The 21,487-nt window shown below is 43.0% G+C and carries 19 protein-coding genes; 7 read left to right on the top strand and 12 right to left on the bottom strand.

The genetic code is table 11. From position 1 onward, the window contains the following. The first annotated feature begins 211 nt into the window (after positions 1-211). From nagB to AAFX28_RS10745, 3 genes are all read left to right on the top strand, one after another. Positions 212-1,012, top strand: coding sequence for a glucosamine-6-phosphate deaminase (gene nagB / locus AAFX28_RS10755; protein WP_126574914.1), 801 nt, complete (start codon positions 212-214; stop codon positions 1,010-1,012). A gap of 177 nt (positions 1,013-1,189) precedes the next feature. Further along, positions 1,190-1,465 (top strand): hypothetical protein, encoded by a 276-nt coding sequence (locus tag AAFX28_RS10750; protein WP_408687570.1) that lies wholly within the window; start codon positions 1,190-1,192, stop codon positions 1,463-1,465. A 43-nt stretch (positions 1,466-1,508) separates the two neighbouring features. Continuing rightward, complete coding sequence (locus tag AAFX28_RS10745) at positions 1,509-1,934, top strand: glucosamine-6-phosphate deaminase (protein ID WP_408687569.1); 426 nt, start codon at positions 1,509-1,511, stop codon at positions 1,932-1,934. Positions 1,935-1,949: 15 nt separating this feature from the next. Here AAFX28_RS10745 and AAFX28_RS10740 read toward each other — a convergent pair whose 3' ends face one another. The 7 genes from AAFX28_RS10740 to AAFX28_RS10710 all read right to left on the bottom strand — a co-directional run bounded on the left by AAFX28_RS10740 (position 1,950) and on the right by AAFX28_RS10710 (position 11,361). Beyond that, positions 1,950-2,486: an MltR family transcriptional regulator gene (locus AAFX28_RS10740; protein WP_408690857.1), complete on the bottom strand. Its 537-nt coding sequence runs from the start codon at positions 2,484-2,486 to the stop codon at positions 1,950-1,952. Positions 2,487-2,536: 50 nt separating this feature from the next. Next, complete coding sequence (locus AAFX28_RS10735) at positions 2,537-3,685, bottom strand: mannitol-1-phosphate 5-dehydrogenase (RefSeq protein ID WP_408687567.1); 1,149 nt, start codon at positions 3,683-3,685, stop codon at positions 2,537-2,539. A gap of 141 nt (positions 3,686-3,826) precedes the next feature. Further along, a complete protein-coding gene (locus AAFX28_RS10730; protein ID WP_408687566.1) occupies positions 3,827-5,716 on the bottom strand; it encodes a PTS mannitol transporter subunit IICBA in 1,890 nt (629 codons plus the stop codon). A 641-nt stretch (positions 5,717-6,357) separates the two neighbouring features. Next, positions 6,358-6,903 carry an MltR family transcriptional regulator gene (locus tag AAFX28_RS10725; RefSeq protein ID WP_408687564.1) on the bottom strand — a complete coding sequence of 182 codons (546 nt, stop codon included), beginning with the start codon at positions 6,901-6,903 and terminating at the stop codon, positions 6,358-6,360. Further along, a complete protein-coding gene (mtlA, locus tag AAFX28_RS10720; protein WP_408687563.1) occupies positions 6,903-8,438 on the bottom strand; it encodes a mannitol-specific PTS transporter subunit IIC in 1,536 nt (511 codons plus the stop codon). The genes AAFX28_RS10725 and mtlA overlap by 1 nt, the downstream gene beginning before the upstream one ends. 252 nt (positions 8,439-8,690) lie before the next feature. Further along, positions 8,691-10,523 carry a glutamine--fructose-6-phosphate transaminase (isomerizing) gene (gene glmS / locus AAFX28_RS10715; RefSeq protein ID WP_408687561.1) on the bottom strand — a complete coding sequence of 611 codons (1,833 nt, stop codon included), beginning with the start codon at positions 10,521-10,523 and terminating at the stop codon, positions 8,691-8,693. Positions 10,524-10,599: 76 nt separating this feature from the next. Further along, positions 10,600-11,361, bottom strand: coding sequence for a DeoR/GlpR family DNA-binding transcription regulator (locus AAFX28_RS10710; RefSeq protein WP_408687560.1), 762 nt, complete (start codon positions 11,359-11,361; stop codon positions 10,600-10,602). A gap of 429 nt (positions 11,362-11,790) precedes the next feature. Between AAFX28_RS10710 and pykF the strand changes: the two genes are divergently transcribed. Both pykF and AAFX28_RS10700 read left to right on the top strand, forming a co-directional pair. Continuing rightward, on the top strand, positions 11,791-13,203 hold the full coding sequence (gene pykF / locus AAFX28_RS10705) for a pyruvate kinase PykF (protein ID WP_408687559.1): 1,413 nt from the start codon (positions 11,791-11,793) through the stop codon (positions 13,201-13,203). A 177-nt stretch (positions 13,204-13,380) separates the two neighbouring features. After that, positions 13,381-14,040, top strand: a complete 660-nt coding sequence (locus AAFX28_RS10700) for a GntR family transcriptional regulator (protein ID WP_408687558.1) — start codon at positions 13,381-13,383, stop codon at positions 14,038-14,040. Positions 14,041-14,088: 48 nt separating this feature from the next. On the opposite strand, the gene AAFX28_RS10695 is transcribed toward AAFX28_RS10700, so the two are convergent. The 3 genes from AAFX28_RS10695 to AAFX28_RS10685 all read right to left on the bottom strand — a co-directional run bounded on the left by AAFX28_RS10695 (position 14,089) and on the right by AAFX28_RS10685 (position 17,801). Beyond that, complete coding sequence (locus AAFX28_RS10695; protein ID WP_408687556.1) at positions 14,089-15,972, bottom strand: GGDEF domain-containing protein; 1,884 nt, start codon at positions 15,970-15,972, stop codon at positions 14,089-14,091. A 126-nt stretch (positions 15,973-16,098) separates the two neighbouring features. Next, complete coding sequence (locus AAFX28_RS10690) at positions 16,099-16,794, bottom strand: oxidative stress defense protein (RefSeq protein WP_408687555.1); 696 nt, start codon at positions 16,792-16,794, stop codon at positions 16,099-16,101. A gap of 110 nt (positions 16,795-16,904) precedes the next feature. After that, positions 16,905-17,801, bottom strand: a complete 897-nt coding sequence (locus AAFX28_RS10685) for a LysR family transcriptional regulator ArgP (protein ID WP_408687553.1) — start codon at positions 17,799-17,801, stop codon at positions 16,905-16,907. A 112-nt stretch (positions 17,802-17,913) separates the two neighbouring features. Between AAFX28_RS10685 and AAFX28_RS10680 the strand changes: the two genes are divergently transcribed. Further along, entirely contained in the window at positions 17,914-18,540 is a 627-nt protein-coding gene (locus AAFX28_RS10680; protein WP_408687551.1) for a LysE/ArgO family amino acid transporter, read from the top strand. Positions 18,541-18,547: 7 nt separating this feature from the next. Further along, the gene (locus tag AAFX28_RS10675; RefSeq protein ID WP_408687549.1) at positions 18,548-19,030 is read left to right on the top strand and encodes a YbaK/EbsC family protein; all 483 of its coding nucleotides are present in this window, start codon (positions 18,548-18,550) and stop codon (positions 19,028-19,030) included. Between the two features lie 48 nt (positions 19,031-19,078). On the opposite strand, the gene mscS is transcribed toward AAFX28_RS10675, so the two are convergent. Continuing rightward, positions 19,079-19,945 (bottom strand): small-conductance mechanosensitive channel MscS, encoded by an 867-nt coding sequence (gene mscS, locus AAFX28_RS10670; RefSeq protein ID WP_408687547.1) that lies wholly within the window; start codon positions 19,943-19,945, stop codon positions 19,079-19,081. Positions 19,946-20,272: 327 nt separating this feature from the next. Further along, positions 20,273-21,349, bottom strand: coding sequence for a class II fructose-bisphosphate aldolase (fbaA, locus tag AAFX28_RS10665; protein ID WP_394145729.1), 1,077 nt, complete (start codon positions 21,347-21,349; stop codon positions 20,273-20,275). Positions 21,350-21,487 lie beyond the last annotated feature (138 nt).

Raw genomic sequence — 21,487 nt, 5'->3', positions numbered from 1 at the left:
CTTAAGCACGCAGATGAAACTCTGCGTGCGCTTTTCTCATAAAAGAAAAAAAGCCACCATTTATTTATTCTCTGCCAAATAAATGCACATTATTTGATCTAAAATAAGAGAAAAAGCTCACCTCTCTCGCAAAAATACTAGCTTAAAACCCACTCTTATTTTACAATGCAAATTAAGCATTACATCTGACAATTTTCTATAGGAAAGACAAATGAGACTGATTCCTCTAAATAACGCTGCGCAAGTTGGTAAATGGGCAGCTCGTCACATTGCAAACAAGATCAACGCGTTCAACCCAACGGCAGATCGTCCATTTGTTCTTGGTCTACCAACTGGTGGTACACCTCTAACAACTTACAAAGCACTTATCGAGCTATACAAAGCAGGTGAAGTTAGCTTTAAACACGTAGTAACATTCAACATGGATGAGTACGTTGGTATCGACCCGAATCACCCAGAGTCATACCGTTCTTTCATGTACAACAACTTCTTCAACCACGTTGATATCCAAGATGAGAACGTTAACCTCCTTGACGGTCTAGCAGACGACATCGATGCTCACTGTGCAGCATACGAAGAAAAAATCCGCTCTTTCGGTAAGATCAACCTATTCATGGGCGGTATCGGCATCGACGGTCACATCGCATTCAACGAACCAGGTTCTTCGCTAGCATCTCGTACTCGTATCAAGACTCTAACTGAAGAGACTCGTATCGCTAACTCTCGCTTCTTCGACAACGACATCAACCAAGTGCCTAAATACGCACTAACTATCGGTGTTGCAACTCTACTAGACGCAGAAGAAGTAATGATCCTGACTACAGGTCATAACAAAGCTCAAGCACTACAAGTGGCTATCGAAGGTAGCATCAACCACATGTGGACAGTAACTGCGCTGCAAATGCACCCGAAAGCAATCATTGTTGCTGACGAGCCAGCACAGCAAGAGCTAAAAGTGAAAACACTTCGTTACTTCCAAGAGCTAGAAGCGGAAAACATTCAAGACCTATAATCTTTGAATATTCACGATTGATGAAAACCACTTCTTTAAAGGAGTGGTTTTTTTATACGCCGTTTATTTTTGCTTAAACATCTCTGCCACGACACGATTTTAGTCACGCAACCTCGATCCACTTAGGCAAAAAGTAGTAAGATTTGGCCCTCACCATACAACGAGTACGGAAATAATATGTTGTTGAACGAAATCGCGGAAATCATTGAATTTACTGATACTGACCATCTATCCGACGCGATGGAGACCTTTAACGCTGAAGGCTTAGTTCATTCAAGTCAGCTACCATTTCTAAATGTGGTTTATGAACAGGCGGATAAGCTATTGCTGGAGAAATTGGCAAGAATTGGTTTTAAAGGCAATCTCCAATGCTTGAAAGCGGTGAAAGGTGATTACATTATTTTTGATACATCAAGAATCACCACCGAAGATGTGCTGACTAAGTTTGCGTAATAACCCCTACTTCATCTAATCGATAAACCATGAGGTTCAACACATGAAACTATTGACCGACACTCACAGCAATGAGCGATTTTCTTTACTGGGTGCTGCATTAATCGCGACGCAGAAAGTCGACTTCTTACTTTATCGAGTTATCCAACCGATTTGCAAAACGCACCTGTCTAGTGAAGTAAAACCGTTGGCAAACAAGACTAGCGATCAGTTTCTACAAGGCACAATGAAAGAGCTTAAACCTGTACTTTCAACCCTTGAAGAAACATGCTCAGAACAAATGCCTTTGACGGCGAGCGAACTGTCGGATTTTATTTACAAAAGAAACCTGATCACTCATCAGTTTTGGCAAGTAACAGAAGCAGATATTAAAGGAAGCGAGAAAATAGCTAATCCGGAGGATTTTTTACGCAACTTGCTTACTGAATGTGAAGCATGGCAAGTGAAGATCGAAGCAAAACTAGGCTAAAAAAGAAAACAATCGTTATGATGTCAATGCATTGTCTCGCGACAACTGCTGATGGATATCATTAACAGCCAGCACGATAGTGGAGCGCACCTTTTGAAAGTGGCGTTCCAAAAACATCTTTTGCATATCTTCAGACATCCCTTCAATTAACTCAGGCGAGTAATCGACAGGCATATTCTTTTGTATCGCATTCACTTTATTCAACTCAAAGACAATATCTTTATCCCAAAAGTCGATCTGCCCCTCTTGGACTTTCACCCACTCTTTTAAGGTTACAAAGATTTCGATATCGTCGTAGACCTCTTTACTGATCACCCCTAGGCCGAGTAACAACTTAGTACGGACTAGAATTTCTCCCAGAGGGCCATCATTGGTCAGTAATGGATCGACAACAAATTTCACCGCGTAATCGTCTTTATGAAAGATGTTCTTTAGCAATGCATCCAGCATATCTTCCAACACATCAAAAGCACACAGCAAGCATTCCGCGGCATTGGCGGATTCCGCAAGTTCTTCTAATAATTCCGATTCTTGGTTTGAGTGTATTGGCATGGCTCTAACAAAAGGAGAAAGTGCCGCTAGAGCGGCACTTTGATGGTTTATCATTTCAATGCTTTATAAGCTTCTTCTGCTAGTTTAACAACTTCTGAGTTTTTGTTCAGCTCCGAATAGTGCGCCAATGTCTCAGCAAACCCTTTTTCTTCGAACATCGCTTGAAGTTCAACCGCTTGCGGGTCATCTTCATTTTTGTAATGGAATGCAGCAGCAATACCTTCTACTAAGTGCTTGTTAGGCAGATCGTATTCAAGAGTCCCATTTAATGGTTTAACCAGACGATCTTGCGGGCTCAGCTTACGAATTGGCTGACGGCCCACGCGATCCACTTCGTCACGTAAGTATGGGTTGGCAAAACGATCTAGAATCTTCTGGATGTATGCCGCGTGAGCTTGTGGGTCAAAGCCGTAACGCTTGATAAGAACCGCACCACTCTCTTCCATTGTCGCTTTTACTTGCGCGTGAATCTTTTCATCTTCAATGGCGTCTTTCACCGTTTCGTGACCAGCAAGCACACCGAAGTAAGCCGTTACCAGGTGGCCAGTATTTAATGTAAATAGCTTACGCTCAACGAATGCCATTAAGTTGTCGGTGCATTCCATGCCTGGGATGTTTGGAATCTCACCTTTGAATTGGGTTTGATCGACAATCCACTCGCTGAATGTTTCCACTGTTACCGCTAGAGGATCAGTCTCGCCCGCTTCTGCCGGTGGTACGATACGATCAACCGCTGAATCAACAAAACCTACATTCTCTTCTGCAAATACCTTCATCTCATCAGAAAGGTGCTCAAGTACCGCAACTTTAAGCTGGCTTGTACCACGAACCATGTTCTCAGCCGCGATGATGTTCATTGGTGTTGTGTTGCCTGTTTCTGCACGCTTCTCAATACCTTGGGCAATAGACTTAGAAATGATTCTTAAAACCGTTGGGCCAACTGCTGTGGTAATTAAATCAGCTTCAGCAATACTATCGATAACCGCGTCTGTTGCTGAATTTACAGCTGTTACGTTTTTGACGATTTCAACTACGCATTCTTCACCAACAATTTTAACTGGGTATTCTTTACGCTCAATTAGGGCGTTGACAACCGTCTCGTTTACATCCGCAAAAGTCACTTCAAGACCTGCATCTGCTAGTAGTTTACCAATGAAACCACGACCGATATTACCTGCACCAAAATGTAACGCTTTCATAATTTGTAGACCTTTTAACTATGTAATCTATATAGGTAACGATTTAACAACTGCCTTCTAAACCGTAAGCTATCTAGACTGAAAAAAGAGGCCAGAGGGGGACTGGCCTCGTTCACTCAGGAGCTTGACTAGAGCTTCTTGTTACCCGTTTAGAATCTTCAGAACATCTACTGGATTAGTTGTGCTCTGTAAGCGTTCCACTGCTTCTTCGTCATCAAGTGAATTAGTAATAGCCATCAGTACCATGTTGTGCTCATCACCTTGAGCGGCAATACCAATTACCATTTTGGCGATATCATCTTCGTCTTCACCCCATTGGATACCTTCTGGGTACTGACAGAACACAATGCCGGTTTTCTGTACGTGTTGTTTAGCTTCAATCGTGCCGTGTGGTACTGCGATTGATTCACCTAAGTAGGTAGACACTAGTTCTTCACGAGCAAACATACCTTCAACATATTCAGGCGCTACGTTGCCAAGCTTAACCAGTTGCTCACCCGCAAACTTAATCGCTTCTTTCTTGTTGTCCGCTTTTAGACCTAGGAATACAGCGTCAGCAGTTAGAGTGAGACCTTCTTCTTTCTCTTCCTCTACAACAGCTACTGGCGCTTCAGACTTTTTTACATCACCTTTCTGTGCCTCAACTAGCTCAGCGACAAGCTTGTCGTACACCGCACCATCTAAGAAGTTACTTAGAGACATATGCATTGCACTAGGGATCGTTTTACGTGCACGGTCTGTTAAGTCTTTATGCGTAATAACAATTTTCGAGTCTGCTGGAAGGTTGTTGATTGCATAGTTCGTTACCGTAATGTCTAGGCCAGCGGCGTCGACTTTCTTACGTAGTAGGCCAGCACCCATCGCGCTTGAACCCATACCTGCATCACATGCTACGTATACTGCTTTCACGTCTGCTAGGTTGATGTCTGCACCTGTTGTTGCACCTTTAGAAGACGCTTTCATGCCTTTCATTTGTGCAGAAGCTTTTTCTAGCGAGTCTTCTTCGTCATCTTGAGCTGTCGTTTTAAGTAGGATTGACGCTACTACGAACGATACTGCTGTTGCCGCAAGTACTGAAAGCACAACACCAACGTAAGCACCTTTTGGCGTCATCAGTAAAATCGCAAAGATAGAACCAGGAGAAGCTGGAGAAATTAGACCAGAGCTGAACATTACGTTAGTGAATACGCCAGCCATACCACCTGCGATTACCGCTAGGATTAGACGTGGGTTCATCAATACGTAAGGGAAGTAAATTTCGTGGATACCACCTAGGAAGTGGATGATAGAAGCACCAGCCGCAGACTGCTTCGCACTACCTTTACCAAACACCATGTAAGCAAGTAGTAGACCTAGACCAGGACCTGGGTTCGCTTCGATTAGGAAGAAGATTGAACGACCGATCTCTTCTGACTGCTGAATACCAAGAGGTGAGAAGATACCGTGGTTGATAGCGTTGTTTAGGAACAGGATTTTCGCAGGTTCTACGAAAATTGACGCTAACGGAAGAAGACCTGCTTCAACCATAGTGTTCACACCAGCCGCTAAACCGCTAGAAAGTACTTTTACTGCCGGGCCGATTGCTAGGAACGCGATAATCGCACAGATCATACCGATGATGCCGGCAGAGAAGTTGTTAACCAGCATCTCAAAGCCGCTCTTCACTTTACCGTGAATTGCTTCATCAAATTTCTTGATTGCGATACCACCTAAAGGACCAACAATCATCGCACCCATAAACATTGGGATATCAGTACCAACGATAACGCCCATAGTGGTAATAGCACCTACTACCGCACCGCGGTCACCGCCCACCATTTTACCACCGGTATAACCGATAAGTAGCGGTAGCAAGTAAGTAATCATAGGTCCAACCATGGACGCTAGCGTTTCGTTAGGTAACCAACCAGTTGGGATGAATAGTGCTGTAATGAAACCCCACGCAATGAATGCGCCGATGTTTGGCATTACCATATTGGATAAGAAACGACCAAAGTTTTGAACCTTAATCTTTGCTTCTGGAGATAACATAAGGGTGACCTCAGTAATTTATTGGATGACCAAATGGTCGAAAATGTGTCCGTAAAAGTTGAGAGAAACTTAACACAAGAATCTAAAATCTCATCACACAGGTGAATTTAGTGATACAAATCACACCAACAAAAAACAAGCAGCAACAGCAGGGTGATTACAATCACATTTTTACATAGTCCTAAAATTACACAGGCCAATAAAAGATAATAAGTATCATTTCAGAGTGATAAAGATCACACCTAACACCAACGAATACCTCAAATAGTTAGTGATCAAAATCACATTTAATAAAAGTTGCAAATTTTAATGACAAAAAACAGCTCAAATATCACCCAAAAACCACCTAGAACAGGTTGCATATCATCCAAAAAACAACAAATGTAATAAAATTACAAAATCAAGATATGACGTCAGATGCTCTGAAAAAAGAAAAATAGCTAAATAAAAAGAGAAGAATGGTTTGCAATAAGTAGAGAGGCACTGAAGATGTCAGATAAACATCACATGTAAGTAATCATACCGTTCAAACGTATGGAATTTTTACTCGATTAGAATAGGTGAATAGTAGAAATAGGTGGCCAAGAAGAAGAGAGCACTCGGTGGCTCTCTATTTAATATTGAAGCAGCGAGATCACTAGTTAAATACCACGACGAAGCGCCGCTACTAATTCGGTTATCGCGAGTACTATCGTAGAGGTCACTTTCTGATTATGTCGTGTGACAAACATTCTCATCATGGTATCAGAAAGGCCTGAAATCATACTCGGATCGTATTCTATCGGCATTGTTCGCTTGATCAGTTCAACACTGCGCAGTTCAGTCAAAACGTAAAGGTCCGTGAAAGATACCGGTTTGCTTGCATCCTCAAAATACTCTTTTAAACGTAAGAACGCTTCAAGATCAGCATATACATCTCGATGGATGACCCCTAGTCCAAGCAACAAACCGGCTCGCACCTTGATGTCACCCAACGGTCCTTTATTAGTCATAAGTGGTGCCACGATGTAATTCACCCCTTGTTCATTTTGTGAGAGCAAGGTTTGCATTACCGAGCCAATAGCGTCATCTAGCGCATGATACGCAGCACTGATCACAGCACTAGGCGTATCAGCTTGTGAAATTACCTCTAGTAAATCTGACTCATTGGGTATATAAATGGCTTCTTTCATTAACGTGGAAGACATTAGCTCGCCTTACCATTAAGTAGCATCACAACTTCTTCAACATTCGTAGTCACACTTAAACGTTCAAGGGTGTCTTTATTATCTAAAGTCGAGCTAATTGAGGATAAGATCTGAATATGGCGCTCTCCTTTCGCCGCAATCGCAACGACAATCTTAGCGACATCATCAGGTTCGCTTCCCCACTTAATACCGGCAGGGATCTGACCAAAAACGACGCCATCCTTCTTAACATACTGTTTGCCACCAATCATGCCATGGGGCAGTGCAATCGAGTTTCCTAAATAGGTCGACAATAAGGTTTCACGTTTATGCATCTCTTCGATGTATTCAGGCTCAACATGTCCTAGTTCAACCAACTTGTTGCCGAGCTGAGTAATGACCTCTTTACTGCTCAAAGCTGATATATCGAGACAAACATGTTGCGGGGTAATTTGCATCTGTTCTAACGGAGTCACTTGCGTGGGAACTGAAGCTTCAGAAGCCGCGTTCTCTGTTGAGTCCTCAGGCTGCTGATTGTTTTGTTTGTTTCTTAGTAACAAAGTCGCAATTGAAAAAGAGACAACGGTAGAAACTAGGACAGATGCAACCACACCAATTAGCGAGCTTTTCGGCGTCATCAATAAAATAGCAATGATCGAACCAGGTGAAGCCGGCGAAAATAGCCCAGCTTCAAATAATCCGAGTACGTAGATCCCAGACATTCCCCCAGCGATGAGTGCAATAATTAAACGCGGATTCATCAATACATAAGGAAAGTAAACTTCTTGAATGCCACCAAAGAGATGGATAACTGTCGCTCCAGCTGCAGTCTGTTGTACTCGACCTCGGCTCGTCACGATATACGCAAGTAAAATCCCTAAACCTGGTCCTGGGTTAGATTCAATCAAGAAGAAAACGGATTGACCAACTTCTTGAACCTGCTGAATGCCCAAAGGAGAGAAGATGCCGTGATTAATCGCATTGTTCAAAAATAAGATTTTGGCTGGTTCAACGAGAATTGAAACCAAGATCAGAGTATCTGACTCAATCAAGGTTTCAATACCGCTAGCAATCGCCGCTGATACAACTGAAACCGCAGGCCCAACAAAATATAAAGAGAGGATGGCCCCCAGCATGCCGATAATACCGGCGGAGAAATTGTTCACCAGCATCTCAAAGCCACTTTTTACATGTCCTGCAATGAGAGCATCGAACTTTTTAATGACAAAACCGCTTAATGGCCCTGCAATCATCGCCCCCATTAGCATTGGAATTTCAGAGCCTGCAATCAAGCCCATTGTGGTCACTGCACCTACAACAGCTCCACGCTCTCCTGCGACTAAACGCCCACCACTGAAACCGATTAGGATTGGAATCAAATAGGTGATCATCGGCGCGCTTAACGACGCTAGCTGCTCATTAGGCATCCACCCCGTAGGAATAAATAGTGCGGAGATTAACCCCCAAGCAATAAAAGCACCGATATTTGGCATGACCATATTGGATAGGAATCGTCCCGCGCCTTGGACTTTTACTTTTGATTGTGGGGATAGCATGGAGACCTCATAGACGAATTCGTTAGCTTACGGGTGAGAAATGTACCATACGCAAATAGGATGTCATTCCTCGTAGCCGAGAAACAATAAATCTAGATCAGAAATTAAGTGAATAAAAGCCTAAGCGTATTGATAAAGCTGCTATATGTCATTAGCTAGCATTGCTACACCTTAATGGAGCGCAGAAGTAGATACATACAAAAAAGCCCCCACAGAATGTTCTGAGAGGGCCTTTTATTACGAAAATAAAACCTACTCTACCGTGACAGCCTTAGCTAGGTTACGTGGTTGGTCGACATCCGTTCCTTTAATCAGCGCAACGTAGTAAGAAAGCAGCTGCATTGGAATGGTGTAGTAAATTGGGGCGGTAATCTCGCTCACATGCGGCATTGTAATGATCTTCATTGTCTCATCAGCTTCAAAGCCTGCATCCTCATCAGCGAACACGTAAAGCAAACCACCACGAGCACGTACTTCCTCAACATTCGATTTCAGCTTCTCTAACAGCTCATTGCTTGGTGCAACAACGACAACTGGCATATCTGCATCAATCAACGCCAATGGGCCATGCTTAAGTTCACCCGCTGCATAAGCTTCCGCATGAATATAAGAGATCTCTTTCAGTTTTAGAGACGCTTCCATTGCTATTGGGTAAAACTCACCACGACCTAAGAATAGCGTATGATGTTTATCCGCAAAATCTGGTGCGAGATCTTCAATCTCTTTTTCAAAAGAAAGCGCCGCATTAATCTGTTTCGGCAAGGCATGAAGTGCCTCTACAATCTCTTTTTCTTTCTCTTTAGTGATACGATTTTGCTGTTTACCAAGTGCAGTCACCAGCATTAGAAGAGCAGACAGTTGGGTGGTGAAAGCTTTTGTTGAAGCAACCCCAATTTCTACGCCAGCACGTGTCATGAATGCAAAGTCTGACTCACGAACAAGAGAAGAACCCGCTACGTTACAGATAGTCATCGCAGCCATGTAGCCTTTCTCTTTAGCCAAGCGAAGCGCTGCAAGTGTATCTGCCGTTTCTCCTGACTGAGATAACGTAATCAGTAAGCTATTTGGACGAGTCACAAACTTGCGGTAACGGAACTCAGACGCAATTTCAACATCACAGCTAACGCCTGCAATGTCTTCAAACCAATAGCGCGCCGTCATACCTGCATTGTAAGAGGTACCACAAGCCACAATTTGTACATGCTCTACTTTATTAAGAATATCTGCTGCGTTAACACCAATCGCTTCAGTAACAACTGAGTCACCCGTGATACGACCTTCCATTGTGTTAATCAACGCTGTTGGCTGCTCGTAGATTTCTTTTTGCATAAAGTGGCGGTACTTGCCCTTATCACCCGCATCATGTTCAGCATTTGACTCGATAATTTCGCGTTCAACACGCTCACCAGACAAATCAAACACTGATACTTCACGGCGAGTAATTTCAGCCACATCACCTTCTTCCAAATACATAAAGCGACGTGTGACATTAAGAAGAGCAAGTTGGTCAGATGCTAGGAAATTTTCGCCAACACCAAAGCCAATCACAATAGGGCTACCAGAGCGAGCAACAACAACTCGAGAAGGATCTTTACGATCAACAACAACCGTGCCATAAGCGCCTTCTAGTTGTTTCGCTGTTTTTTGCAATGCCTCAAGTAGTGAGTCTGACGTGCGACGCTCCCACTCCACCAAGTGAGCGATCACTTCCGTATCGGTCTGAGATTCAAAAACGTAGCCACGCTCTTTCAACGTTTCACGCAGCTCTTCATAGTTTTCGATGATGCCATTGTGTACAACCGCGATATCGCCTGATATGTGTGGGTGAGCATTCACTTCTGATGGCTCACCGTGCGTTGCCCAGCGAGTGTGCGCAATCCCCGTGCCACCAACAACGTTCTCTTTTTCAACCGCATCCGCAAGCTCTTTAACTTTGCCTAGGCGGCGAACTCGGGTCAGGTTAGATTCACTATCGACTACCGCGACACCAGCTGAGTCGTAACCACGATATTCAAGACGACGTAAGCCTTCTACAAGAATTTCTGCAACATCACGTTGTGCTACCGCACCAACTATTCCACACATGTTTCACTCCAGAGTTATTGTTCTAATTGGCAGCAAGCAAAGGCCAATTGAGGAAGTATTAAAAGTTTAGATCTATTTATGCACAAATCACTTTTATGCCATGAGATTCGATTTTTTGTTTGTACTCAGGCTCTAAGTCTTTGTTTGTAATTAATATGTCGATAGCATCCCACGCGAGCTCAAGGTTAGGTATTTTTCGGCCGATTTTCTCTGACTCCACCATAACGATCACTTCTCGTGAAACGTCTGCCATGACTTTACTGAGCCCAACAAGCTCGTTAAATGTTGTTGTACCGCGATCAAGGTCAACCCCATCAGCACCGATGAATAATTGGTCAAAGTCATAAGAACGAAGCACAGACTCAGCCACTTGGCCTTGAAATGATTCGGAATGTGCATCCCATGTTCCGCCAGTCATTAATAATGTAGGCTCACTCTCTAACTCATTAAGAGCGTTTGCTACATTCAAAGAGTTAGTCATCACAACCAGACCATTCATACCATCAAGCTGTTTGATCAATGCGCCTGTTGTACTGCCACTATCAATAACGATACGGTTATGCTCTCGAATCAACTTGGCCGCCGCTTGAGCCAATTCATTCTTTCGAATCGAAACATTCTCACTCATTTCGTCATTCACGACTTCTTTAGGGAGCGCGATTGCTCCACCGTAGCGACGAAGTAATTGACCATTTTTTTCTAGCGATGCCAGATCCTTTCTGATTGTGACTTCTGAGGTTTCAAATTGAACAGAGAGCGCTTCAACACTGATCTCCCCTTTTTCATTTACCAAGTTAGAAATCGCATGTCTTCTTAGCTGAGTGTTTCGTTTCGACATTTAATTGATACCTTTTAGTTTCGAACTGAAAGCAATTATAGTCAAGTCGAAACTTTTAAGTCCATTTATTTCGATCCAAAAAATTAATAAATAGCGCTAAAACCTTGTCCTAAGACAAATCTTAAGCAGTGATATTGAAATGATTCGGTGGTAGAATTCGCAACCGAAAAGAAAAAAAATTACAGAATTGACCGTTATTTTTTTGCAACCTAGACCATATATCCTAGTTTTGTCACACAAATACGGCATTAAATCTCAATAAGTTGGTCATAAAATGACTAAACTTATGAAAGACTTTCAGTTCTGGAGCAGACAACACAACTGGCTATTTTTACGAGTTGGCAGGCACAAAATGCCTAAAAATAGCTCTGGCTTCAGACCAATAACCGACTTTCAAATTGTAACTATATCGACCGGAGAGTATCTTCCATGAAAAAGACCAAAATCGTATGTACGATTGGCCCTAAAACTGAATCTGTAGAGAAGCTAACTGAACTAGTAAATGCAGGCATGAACGTAATGCGCCTGAACTTCTCTCACGGTGACTATGAAGAGCACGGCACTCGTATTGCGAACTTCCGCGAAGTAATGGACAAAGTAGGTAAGCAACTAGCTATCCTTCTTGATACTAAAGGCCCAGAGATCCGTACTATCAAGCTAGAAGGCGGCAACGACGTAGATCTAGTAGCTGGTCAAGAGTTCACTTTCACTACTGATACTTCAGTAGTAGGTAACAAAGAAACTGTTGCGGTAACTTACGCTGGTTTCGCTGCTGACCTAAACGTTGGCAACACTATCCTAGTAGATGACGGCCTAATCGAAATGGAAGTTATCGCTACAACTGAAACTGAAGTTAAGTGTAAAGTTCTTAACAACGGTGCACTAGGCGAAAACAAAGGTGTTAACCTTCCTGGCGTTTCTGTTCAACTTCCAGCTCTATCTGAAAAAGATAAGAACGACCTTAAGTTTGGTTGTGAGCAAGGCGTTGACTTCGTTGCAGCTTCTTTCATCCGTAAAGCATCTGATGTTAAAGAAATCCGTGAGATCCTAGACGCGAACGGCGGCAGCGACATCCACATCATCTCTAAGATTGAGAACCAAGAAGGTGTTGATAACTTCGACGAGATTCTTGAGCTTTCTGACGGCATCATGGTTGCTCGTGGTGACCTAGGTGTTGAAATCCCAGCTGAAGAAGTAATCTTCGCTCAGAAGATGATGATCGAGAAGTGTAACCGTGCACGTAAGATGGTTATCACAGCAACTCAAATGCTTGATTCTATGATCAACAACCCACGTCCAACTCGTGCAGAAGCGGGTGACGTTGCGAACGCAATCATGGACGGTACTGATGCGGTAATGCTTTCTGGCGAAACGGCTAAAGGTAAGTACCCAGTTGAAGCGGTAACTATCATGGCTCAAATCGCTAACCGTACTGACGGCGCTCTAAAAGCTGAACTAGGTTCTCGTCTAGACAGCCCACGCCTACGTATCACTGAAGCGGTATGTAAAGGTGCAGTAGACACAGCTGAAAAGCTAGCTGCTCCACTAATCATTGTTGCTACTGAAGGTGGTAAATCTGCACGTTCTGTACGTAAGTACTTCCCAACGGCAAGCATCATCGCTCTAACAACAAACAAGAAGACTGCAGCGCAGCTAGTTCTTACTAAAGGTGTTCGCCCAGTTCTTGTTGACTCTATCGAAAGCACAGACGCGTTCTACCAAATGGGTAAAGAGTACGCTCTTAAAGCTGAATTCGGTAGCAAAGGCGACATCGTTGTTATGGTTTCTGGCGCACTAGTTGCTTCAGGTACAACAAACACAGCTTCTGTACACGTTCTATAATTAATTAGACTTTCTACTTAATTAAATAAAAGAGGGCTTATGCCCTCTTTTTTTGTATTTTTCTATTGCCCAGCTAATCGGTACGCTGTATTATCACAAAACACTGCGGTATTGCATACCGTTAAAATGAGATTGGTTTTATATAACTACTAGCTGGAAGCAAATGAGGAATACATTGTGTCGAGCCCTACGTTAACAGACAAAGTATCAAAAATGATCCACCAAGATATTTTGAATGGTGCACTACAACCAGGTCAAAAACTTGTGGTTGCTGACCTAAAGCAAAAATACAATGTTGGAGCCTCTCCTATCAGAGAAGCTTTGGTACAACTCTCGTGGACAAAGTACGTAAGCCTTGAGCCACAAAAAGGATGTTGGGTTGCCCCTGTCTCAGTTAGCGAGTTAACTGACCTTTACGATAGCCTAAGATTTGTCGCATCTGTGCTGATCAAGCAAGCAATTGAGGTTGGTGATGAAAGCTGGGAGCTGGACGTACTAACGTCATTCCATAAGCTTTCACGTATTAAACTTTCTAAAGAAGACTTCGATTGGACAGAATGGGAAGAACGCCAGCACCAGTTCCATATTGCTTTGCTTGAAGGTGCAGTATCTAAAAACATGCTCAACTTCTTTAGCGATCTCATTAACCAAGTAAAACGCTACCGCTACTACGCTGTCGTCAATGGCTTAGACAATAGCGCAATTAACTTAGATGAATATGAAATGATCATGAAACTGGTACTTGCTAAAGATGCAAGCAAAGCCGCGGAGAAGTTTGATGCTCACTTAAATCGCACTAAAGAACAAATTCAGCAGGTTATTGAAGCGGCCGCTTAACGCTTAATAGTACCTTTGCATAAAAAATCGAGCTCGGTGCTCGATTTTTTATGCAACTTCTTCTTCACTTGCAATCCTCGACACTCGATTACGTCCCTGTGCTTTAGACTCATATAGAGCAATATCGGCATGCTTGTAACTGCGTACATTATCGGCGGTTAACTCTGTAACACCAATGCTCACCGTCACTGGAATATTCGGCTCTAGATCAATTGCTACTCTAAGTCGCTCTAACCCTAACAGTGCTTCATGCAGTGAAGTATTTGGCATTATTATCGCAAACTCTTCTCCTCCGATACGGGCAACAAAGTCGGTCTCTCGCAATATACGTTCAAGCATTCGACCCGTTTCCGTAATTACCCTATCCCCTTCATCATGGCCAAATTCATCATTGATACGCTTGAAGTAGTCAATGTCCAACAACGCTAAGCATGTGGTAGGCATCTCAGGGTAACGCCTGATGAGACCACTATAATGTCGCAATTTAAGTTCAAATTTACGTCGGTTCCACAGTTGAGTTAACGCATCTCGCTCACTCAATACACGTAACCGCTCCTCAAGTTGTTTTCGATCAGATATATCCACAATTGAGGTGATGTAATAACTCACTTTTCCTGAACGAGACAAAACACTCTGGACTCGACCAAGAGTCGTCACAAGTTCTCCCGTACCAAAATGGCGAAACACAAGCTCGCCTTCCCATAATTGATGACGAGCAACTTGTTCAAAAATAGAAAGCGTCTCCTCAAGCTGCTCTTCACCCAAGAAAAGCTTAATAATGTTTTTGGATTGAACTTCCGCTTTATCGAGCCCCGTCAGCTTGGTGAACTGCTCATTAACCCTAATAACTCGATGACGGCGATCGGAAATGATCATTGCAGACATACCACTTAATGCCGCTCTAGCTAACTGACTTTCAATACTTCGCTGACGGTAACGGCTGATAAGCAGGGCCGCTGGCATTACAAAAGCAAGTGTAATTAAAAACACCAAGATTGCTTCTTGAAACAAGTCATGCAAATCGCGATAGGCAATTTCATCCATTTGTTGCTCATCAAAGTGGATGACTAAATATAATTTCTTTTTCGGAGAAAGGCCTATTTGATTAAAGACGACCAATCCACCAGCTTCTCGCACGAACCCAGACTTTCGCTCCTGCATATCCTTCCAACTCATTGGTAGGCGCAAAGCAAAATTGTACTGCTCTCGAGTTTCAATCAAGTTGCCAAACAACTTACTTTGATTTTCACTCGCGAGGTAATAGCCCTCTTCCCCAATCAACTCAGGTCGGAAGCGTTTATTCGGAGAAAAATTAAGGCGTGATGCTAAATACCATACATCAATATTTAGAACCAAGTACCCAGAGCGAACGCCTTGCACATATACAGGGGTAAGCAAGCGCAGTGTCGGCCGATAAGGTTCAACGTGTTTACCGTAATCTTGTTCAAGGTCGATACCCCAAGCGCCAATCTCATTCTCTTTTAATGACGTGGCATACTGAAAGTAATCACGCTCAGATTTGTCTTGTAACTGAGAAGAGCGAAACACGCGTTCATCACTATGCAGGTAATTAAGGCGTATTTTTTCAGTACCGGTGACGTCCAAATAGCGAATTTGGGTATACCATTTTTGGTTCGCAGCAACGGAAGACCATACATCTTCAACCACCGCTTTATTCGCTTCTGATGGTGTTAAGACGTATTCATAGAGATTTCGGCTATGGGAAAGTAACTCGATGACAGAGACAAACTGATTGCGAACACTGCGGTATTCGCGCTCGCTGTAAGCAAGTTGATGAAGCGCTTGTTTACTCGTTTGAGAAACAATTTCCTGCTGAGTCTGCTGGTACTTTTGTGCATAGTAGGCTGAAACAACAAAAAGGAAAAACAGCGTCGTCGTAATCAAATAGGGATATATTTTATTCTGACGCATTGCCAACTCTGCACATAAGGAGGACTTGTCAGTATAACATTCAACCGAAGTGGGGATAAACAGTATATGACGCCATATACTGTTTACTGTGGTCATTTTTCTTTACAGGTTAACGCGTCTAAACCGTTAATCGAGCTTATAAATGACATCAACTCGATCACGGATGATGATCGTTGAGTCTTGGTAGCTATTAGATTCGGTTTTAGCGTCCATAGCCATGGTTCTCATCAGAACAGGCTGGCTGCCCGACATATTGTAATCAACTCGCCAAACACCATTGATCTCTTTGCCAAAACCTTTTGCGAGAGAATCTGCTTTGCTATTTGCATCTTTAATCGCTTCAAGACGAGCTTGTTGTTGATAGGTTGCCTGATCTTTTACTTTAAGCTGGATGTTATCAACTTGATTAATGCCCGAGTTCAGCGCTAAATCTAAATAACGATTTAAATCCGCCAGTTCATCCACCGTCACTGTGATACTGCGTGAAGCTCTATAGCCAACCAGCTCAGGCTTACCTTTCTTCGGATAGTGATATTGAGGCGTGATGTACAGATTGGAGCTAGCAATATCTTCGCTTTCCACTCCTTCTTCGCTTAACGCTTTTAAAAATGTTGTGACACTGCTGTCGACTGACTGCTTCGCTTGCTCTGCAGTCATTGTAGAGTCAACGACCTTGACGGAGAATTGAGCCATATCGGGCTTCGCAACGACTTCTCCGTATCCTGTTGTAACAAGATGAGGAAAATCAGGACTCGTTGCGAATGAGGTAAAACTCACCACTGATAGAGACAACGCAGCTAAAACTTGAGGAAACGCTTTCATACTTCATCACCATTTTGAATCAACATATTACATCATAGATATCGGTCAGAATTAGACCAGAGGTGGAGTTAAGTCCTGACAAAGAATTAACCTCTGCATTGGCTTCGCTACTACTTCGGTAATAAGTCTTTGGTGTGATTGATAATTGCTTGTGTAATCTCACTCAACAACCCTGTTTCAAGCTGCCAATGATGCCAGTAAATTCGAAAGCTCATAAAAAAGTCTGGCATCAAGTCTACTAATTTCCCTGATGAAAGCTCAGTTTCGATTTGTAACTTTGGAATAAGACAATACGCGCATCCCATCAAGGCTAAGTTTACAAATGCTTCCGAACTTGCGACATGATGATGAATGACTGAGTCAGATGAAATATTAAAATGGAGTTTAAGAAAATCCCTGTGTAACTGATCATGCTGATCAAATGACACCGCGGGCGCTTTAAGTAGTGATTCTCGGTTCACTCCGTTAGGAAAATAGGTTTCAGCAAACTGTGGACTGGCGACACACACATAATCCATTCTGCCTAAGTAAGTTGCTTCACAACCAACCATAGCCTTAGGTTCCATACTTAAAGCACCAACAACTTCACCGTTTTTTAGTTTGTCTAGTGTGCGCCCTTCACCATAAACGGCGAGGTTCAACTCAACTTGGCGAGACTTCATCACTGGTGCTAGAGCGGGCAACAACCAAGTCGCTAAACTGTCAGCATTGATCGCAATCGCCGCTTTTTGCACTCTACCGAGATTATCCCCATCAAGCTCTGGAATGAACTCACTCTCCAGCAGTTGAACCTGTTGGTAGAGTGCAAGCAACTTTTGTCCTATCGGAGTGGGTCTGGGCGGTTGCTCTCTTACCAAAGCAGGTTGCGCTAAAAGCTTTTCTAACTGCTTTACTCGTTGAGACACCGCGGACTGAGAGACAAATAAGGTTTCAGCAGCTCGTTCAAAGCTGCCACAACTCACAACCGCTTCTAAGGCCTCTATCCAACGATAATCCAAACCACGCATCGCTTACTCCCAATTATTAGAGATGCTTATATAGCATAAAAATTATTAAATATACTTATAACATTAGCTTACTTATCTTAGTCCCGATTAATAGTTAAATGGAGACTAAGCGATGAATTTTTGGCTGCTACTGCAAGGTTTTGGCCTCGGCGCCAGTATGATAATCCCAATAGGTGCGCAAAATGCTTATGTATTAAATCAAGGTATCAAACGCCAGCATCACCTTACTACCGCGACGATATGTAGCATTCTAGATATTGTATTCATCTCTTTAGGCATCTTCGGTGGTGGAGCGGTGCTCGCACAAAATGACACGTTATTATTGTGGGTGACCTTGGGTGGGATTGCGTTTTTGTCTGCTTACGGCTTGCTTTCATTAAAAAGTGCCTTTAACTCACAAAAAGAAGAAACCGAGATCAATAAGACGCAACGAGGAAAAAGAGCAGTGATACTTGGCGCACTAGCTGTAACGGTTCTAAACCCTCACCTTTATCTTGATACTGTGGTAATCCTAGGGTCGATTGGTGGTCAATTCGAAGGGCAAGATCGCATCACGTTCGCAGTCGGTACTATGTTAGCCTCACTTGTTTGGTTTTTCGCTCTCTCTATTAGTGCAGCTAAACTCGGACCAATATTGTCACAATCACGAGTCAAGCAAGGTATTGATATCGCCGTTGCCCTTATGATGTTCGTCATTGCCGCTGTATTGGCAAACCAATTACTTAATCAGTATATCTAGGTCGAATATGGACAAGCTTGAAGAAATTTACCAGTTCAATAAAGCACTATTGAAAAAGCTATCGGTTGAATATCAAGAGTGGCAGCATGAACCGATTCTCGATTTCGCGACTGATGAGGAAGTCGCCAAGAAACTCGGTTGGACTGGCACCCATAGCAAAAGCCTATTCTTGAAGTTAAAAGGGGCTGGGTATGCCCTGCTATTGACAGACAAAGATAGTCGTTTGGATAGCAAGAGTATAAAGGCCCTAACGGGTAAGCGACCTTCTATTGTCAGTAATGAGGAAATGATCAGTATAATCGGATGTGTGCCAGGCGCGGTGTGCCCTATCGGATTGCCAAACAACATCCCCATTATTGTTGACCGTAAATTGTTTGATTCAGAAGAGTTACTTTATACACCCGGTAAACCTGAATATACCATTGGACTCCCTAGCTCACGGCTTAAGGATATCCTACAAGCACTCGATAACCCTATTCTTGAAATATAAAAAAGCGAGGCAATTGAGCCTCGCTTTCAATCATCATATCAACGGATATTAAGCTTCAACTTTGTTCAGATGAACATCCATTTGTGGGAATGGAATTTCGATACCTTCGTTATCCAAGCCTTCTTTAATGGCTTGCATCAAATCGAAGTAGACGTCCCAGTAATCAGCCGTATTAACCCAAGGACGAACAACAAAGTTCACTGAAGAATCTGCTAGAGTATGAACACCAACCTGAACACCTGGCTCTTGAAGAACTCGCTCATCAGATTCACAGATCTTAGTTAACAGTTCTTTAGTCTTCTGCAGATCTGCACCGTAAGAAACACCAATCATAAGATCAATACGGCGAGTTGCATGACGTGAATAGTTAGTGATTGGGCTACCGATTACACTGCCATTTGGTACAACAACCATTTTGTTGTCTGGCGTCGTTAGCACTGTTTGGAAAATCTGAATTGATTCAACTGAACCCGCTACACCACCAATCTCAACGTAATCGCCCGACTTAAATGGGCGGAAAGCGACAATCAATACACCTGCTGCAAAGTTAGAAAGTGAGCCTTGAAGTGCTAAACCAACTGCTAAGCCAGCTGCACCAATAACCGCAACAACAGACGCTGTCTGCACACCTAGGCGACCTAGCGCAGCAATCAGTACAATAACGAATAGAAGGTAACGAACTAAGCCATGGATAAACTCAACAACCGCTTTATCCATTTTTTTCTTTTGTAGGACTTTCGCTACGCTGTTTGCGACCGCTTTAACGATAATGTTACCGATAAATAGGATCAGAACTGCGGAGATAATATTCACACCGTACTGAACCAATAGATCTGAGTTATTTGTCAGCCACTTCTCTGCGTGACTCAAACCATCAACCAAAGGAGTCTCAATCCCTGCTGATTCACCTGCCATAATTTTTATCCTCTAAAATGTAATGATTCTATGAATCTAACTGCTTTTACTTACGAAATAACAATGACATCCCTATCCATTCACTGAAACAATGTCAGTTTTTTGGCACGATATCTTATTTGCCGTCATTCTCAAAGTCATGTTTTTGCAAAGAGAATGAAAACAAAGGCTTATCAGAAACTTCTGATACCAGCTTGTTACAGATTACGCAAACTGTTTACATAGTGCCAGAAATTTCACTATAAGAATGGCATTTTGTTTAATAATGTTCAGGCATAAAAAAACCCGCTCAATGAGCGGGTCTTAGATAACTTAGTAACGACTAAATTATAGTACGTCTACTGCGTTAAGGTCAGCAAATGCTTTCTCAAGACGAGTAACCATAGAAGCTTGACCAGCACGTAGCCATACGCGTGGATCGTAGTACTTCTTGTTTGGTGCATCTTCACCAGTTGGGTTACCGATTTGACCTTGTAGGTAATCGCGGTTGTCAGCTTCGTACTGACGGATACCGTCCCAAGTTGCCCACTGTGTATCAGTATCGATGTTCATTTTGATAACACCGTAGCCGATAGACTCTTGGATTTCTGCTTCAGTAGAACCAGAACCACCGTGGAATACGAAGTTTAGAGCGTTAGGTGCAATACCGAACTTCTCTGCACAGTATGCTTGAGAGTCACGTAGGATTGTTGGAGTTAGAACAACGTTACCTGGCTTGTATACGCCGTGTACGTTACCGAAAGAAGCAGCGATAGTGAAACGGTGTGAAACAGCGTTTAGCTTCTCGTATGCGTAAGCAACGTCTTCTGGAGAAGTGTAAAGCTCAGATGCGTCCATGTGAGAGTTATCTACGCCGTCTTCTTCACCACCAGTACAACCAAGTTCGATCTCGATTGTCATGTTCATTTTAGCCATGCGCTCTAGGTACTTAGCACATGTTTCGATGTTCTCTTCTAGAGACTCTTCAGAAAGGTCTAGCATGTGAGAAGAGAATAGAGGCTTACCAGTTTGAGCGAAGAACTCTTCACCAGCGTCTAGTAGACCGTCGATCCATGGAAGAAGTTTCTTAGCAGCGTGGTCAGTGTGCAGGATAACTGGAACACCGTAAGCTTCAGCTACAGCGTGAACGTATTTAGCACCAGCTACAGCACCAAGGATTTGAGCACCTTGACCTTCAAGTTTAACGCCTTTACCAGCGAAGAAAGCTGCGCCGCCGTTAGAGAACTGAACAACAACAGGAGATTTAACTTTCGCTGCTGCTTCTAGTACTGCGTTTACAGAGTCAGTACCAACAACGTTTACTGCTGGAAGTGCAAATTTGTTCTCTTTTGCTACTTCAAATACTTTCTGTACGTCGTCGCCAGAGATAACACCTGGTTTTACGAAATCGAAGATCTTAGACATGGATTTAATCCTATTTATCTGTCGTTTTAAAAATAAAACTTGTTAAGTTTAAATTCTTGCAAACGTTTGCTCACAACTCGCGCTATTCTAGCAAAAAAGTGTGATGTGCAGCAAACAAGAAAGCGGGAGATTAACTCT

The sequence above is a fragment of the Vibrio sp. TBV020 genome (assembly GCF_046056895.1).
Taxonomy (GTDB): Bacteria; Pseudomonadota; Gammaproteobacteria; order Enterobacterales; family Vibrionaceae; genus Vibrio.
The sequence above is the reverse complement of the archived record's forward strand: the minus strand, read 5'-3'. Positions and strand labels throughout refer to the sequence as shown.